The sequence below is a fragment of the Paenibacillus albiflavus genome (genome assembly GCF_004344915.1).
In the GTDB taxonomy this organism is placed as follows: Bacteria; Bacillota; Bacilli; order Paenibacillales; family NBRC-103111; genus Paenibacillus_AM; species Paenibacillus_AM albiflavus.
The window spans coordinates 1-3,229 of sequence record NZ_SKFG01000059.1; the positions used below are offsets into that span (position 1 = coordinate 1).

The 3,229-nt window shown below is 38.2% G+C and carries 3 protein-coding genes and 1 pseudogene; all 4 read right to left on the minus strand.

The genetic code is table 11. The features are described from left to right. The coding region (locus E0485_RS24195) for a GNAT family N-acetyltransferase (RefSeq protein WP_132420599.1) at positions 1–372 on the minus strand (372 nt) is incomplete at its 3' end. Between the two features lie 178 nt (positions 373–550). Continuing rightward, positions 551–1,441, minus strand: coding sequence for a DUF2268 domain-containing protein (locus tag E0485_RS24200; RefSeq protein ID WP_132420600.1), 891 nt, complete (start codon positions 1,439–1,441; stop codon positions 551–553). A 5-nt stretch (positions 1,442–1,446) separates the two neighbouring features. Beyond that, on the minus strand, positions 1,447–1,818 hold the full coding sequence (locus E0485_RS24205) for a MerR family transcriptional regulator (protein WP_165921285.1): 372 nt from the start codon (positions 1,816–1,818) through the stop codon (positions 1,447–1,449). Between the two features lie 1,015 nt (positions 1,819–2,833). After that, positions 2,834–3,229: pseudogene (locus E0485_RS24210) on the minus strand (MFS transporter); the annotation flags it as partial.

Genomic DNA, 3,229 nt, shown 5'->3' on the forward strand with positions numbered 1-3,229 from the left:
AACAACCTTCTTCCATCCGTTGCGTTCATAAAATGTCAATGCCTTATGATTTTTAGATACGCATTTTAATAGCATCGGTTTATTCATCTTAACGTCAGCTGCTTGCAGCAAACGACTGCCGACTCCTTTCCCTGAGCAATCCGGGTGAACAAAAAGATTATGAATGAAGTTATCCGGCAAATACAAGGAGGTAAAGCCCATAAGGATACCGGCCTCTTCTGCTACGATGATGAATTCGTCCTCCGTATGCTTGTCGAAATCCTCCAAAGTCATTTCAATTATATTGTCCCATACGAAGGTATTGTGCCGTGATTTGAGATACAGCTTTCTTAGTTCAGGGTAATCCCCTTCATGAGCCTCTCTAATATTCAATTGCTCACTCCCTCTGCACTGAAGTTTTGATGTGATGTATGCCCCTTTTTCAAATATTCACCATTAATACCCAACTATCCTGCACGTTAACTAAACAGGCTGCCGATCGTGCCGGCAGCCTATTGATATATTATACTATCGTTTCCCGTTAGCTTAATACCTTGGCCTGAACAAATATTCAAAACACTTTGCTGTCTTTAATGATCTCTGCTGACGACAAGCGCGTAGCTTCATAAATCGTAACGCCTGTTTTTTTCAAAAACTCTTGAACTGTGTGGTATCCAACTGCGTACCCAGCAGCATAAGAAAGTCCTACTGGATGATATCCCTGTTCTTTTGCGATATCGTCACCAAACATATAGCTGCTAACTTCTGCAAACCCTTTAATATCTAACGCTTGGCGAATAACCTCGATAGAGTACATTAAATCTTCTTCATCGAAGTTAACCCATGGACCCGACATCTCCTTACCATAGAGGGCGCTTGCAAAGGATTCGGCCAGTCCTTCTATGATAATGTAATCGCCTACTGTCACGTTGCCATGATCCCAATCAAAATATGAAAACCGAACATTATGATGGAATTCATGTGCAATAATAGACGGAATTTTAGGTATGTTATAATCATTTGGGTAAATAATAAGCTGAATATAGCCTGGTATCCCCCCAAAACCCGTGTACCCTTTTGTATAAGCAAGTTTTTGAGGGTCCGCTAGGTATGCACCAAAGTGTAGTGTTTCCGCCTTTACCTCTAACCCCGCCTTTGCCATTACGTCAATACAATGTAGGGTCGTTTTCTCTGCGATATGGTTAATATCAATTTGCTTTAATTTCTCTAAACCTACTTGTCCTATACTCGTCTCTTTTCCATCCAGAAAACCCAACATTTTCGAGGCCATAATTACATCATATCCACCTAGTTGTGTGGCCACCATAGGGACATTGATGATATTCCACATACGCTCAAAAGGCCTCATCATCGTATAACGAAAAAAGTTTTCTCTTTTTGATTCAACCATTGTAAACAGCTTTTCATAATGCTGCAGCGTATCTTCGATGTGTAGATTCATTACTCTCACCTCTTATTTACATATAAATTAATAAATTCGTTCACTATTCTTAACGCAGTTAATAACCCTTCTTCCGATTTTTCCTCTTGCAATTTTTCAAGACAAATCATAACCTCATTTAAATGATGTCCTAGTTGCTCAAGGCTAATGAGAATTTCTTTGAAATCCAGTTCCGCTAGATTGGTTTTCTTTATCGTCGTTACTTTGGTATTCAACATCTTTAGGGTCATTATTTTAAGCAGGGCATTTAAATCTTTTTCAAATAGTATACGAATACCATTATGCCGGTGTAGAGAAAGAACCTTTAATATATCGTAATATTGAATAGTTCTTTCTGTAATACCGGTATAATTTGATACCGTCCCTACCGTCTGCATTTTAATGTCACCTCCTGACTCAACAGGATAAAGCATGACGCAGCGTTAGAGTCAAGGCGAATACAGTTAATAACGTTAGCATGAACATTACAATGTTTTAAATACGGATGCATTTTCGGTATACGGTTAAATTAACCTGCCCTTTAGTTTAATGAAAACGACAGCGGATCTCCTGGTCGACTGCCGTTGTGTCTTATTTGAGCAAACGTGTCCCGTTAGCGTAACCTACTGATCATCTACGTTTGCCTTTGTTTACCCATGTTTTCCAAAGGAGAAAACTTGAAATAGCTAAGGATAATATCCCCAACAACAACAATATAGTTTCTAGCTCTTTAGACACAAAGAGAACAAGAAGATAACAAATTAAAAGTCCTGCGGCGAGCCACCTGTCTAAATGAAGAAATCTTCTACTTTGAACAATTTCATACTTTTTTTTATGAAACTCTCAAAATAATTGAATAAAACTGAGATGATAATTATTATCAATACTAATAGCATCATTATTCTCCATTTTCAAAATCAAATGTTCTTACTATTCTAATTTTTTGTGAGGTGATTATTTAATCCTGCCCTTTACTTCAATGCGAAAAGAAGCAGTTGCCCCCAGTAGTCTGCTCCTTGGTTAATTGAACTATTGTGTCCCGTTAGTTGAATGATTAATTACGGGTATTCAATGAGTTTCTTGTCGATTTCTGCAATTTGCCGATCTCTGATATACCATTCCAAAGAATTATTGACTCAGCATCATCAGGTACTTTCTTTCGCACTCCACTACGATTAAAGAATGGGTTATCGGAGCATCGAGAGAACTGTAAATAAGCTAATCTATGCGTTAATTTGTAGGATAATTCACGGTGAACCGTACCATAAGTAAATGAGGTTTATTGTTGTTGGAAAAATCAAAAAACCAAAATAACAAGTTATGAATAAAATTTTGTTCATTTTTGGCTTTTATTAACCAATACTTTATATTTTTATAAATTAGTCAGTCATATTCTTATTATTTTAATGCATTTTAGATTTCGTCATCTTCTATTTGAGCTTTTCGCATCGATGAAAGACTGAACCATAGTCCGCATAGAGCTAGTCCAGCTATCGAAATACATAAAGACGTTATGAAACCTAGTCCTTCAGCGAGGGTACCTCCTAATGGAGCGCCGATAACGACTGCACTACGGTTGATGGATCGCAGTGTGGCATTCATACGACCTTGCAGATGAGATGGCGTGACATACTGTCGATATCCCATTTCAAGAGGACCCTCTATTCCCATGGCAAAGCCGTAAAAGAGCTGCCCTACAATCACAAAAATGAGAGCTATGTACTGCGAGTCGGAGTTGTTAGCTGCTGGAGCTAGAGCCATCAAGATAACTGCTGGACCATAGAGAATTCGAGAAAAAGCCATTGCACG

What these genes read in the sequence shown, in the direction of transcription:
- E0485_RS24200 (WP_132420600.1), bottom strand. Translation starts at nt 1,441, where the DNA reads ATGAATCTACACATCGAAGATACGCTGCAGCATTATGAAAAGCTGTTT.
- E0485_RS24205 (WP_165921285.1), bottom strand. Translation starts at nt 1,818, where the DNA reads ATGCAGACGGTAGGGACGGTATCAAATTATACCGGTATTACAGAAAGA.